Raw genomic sequence first — 261 nt, forward strand, 5'->3', positions numbered from 1 at the left:
GCAGGGTGTGCCGTTGACGGTGAAGGTGGTGGGGGCGGTGTTGGTGGCGGTGTAGGAGAAGTTGGCGCTGGTGGTGTAGGAGGCGCCGGGGTTGATGGTGGGGGCGTAGCCGGGGTTGGTGACGGTGACGGTCCGTCCGGTCTGGGTCCAGGTGCCGTTCCAGCCGTTCTGGAGGGTCTGGTCGCCGGTGTAGGCGTAGCCGAGGGTCCAGCCGTCGATGGCGGTGGTGCCGGTGTCGGTGATGGTGAGGTTCGCGGTGAA

Annotated in this window: 1 protein-coding gene; it reads right to left on the reverse strand. The window is 67.8% G+C overall.

Going from position 1 to position 261, the window contains the following annotated elements:
• Positions 1-261 (reverse strand): cellulose binding domain-containing protein (locus PUR71_RS05145; RefSeq protein ID WP_329925122.1); only part of this gene is annotated, 261 nt, incomplete at both ends.

Origin of the sequence: Streptomyces sp. SP17BM10 (assembly GCF_036322405.1) — a bacterium.
Classification (GTDB): domain Bacteria; phylum Actinomycetota; class Actinomycetes; order Streptomycetales; family Streptomycetaceae; genus Kitasatospora.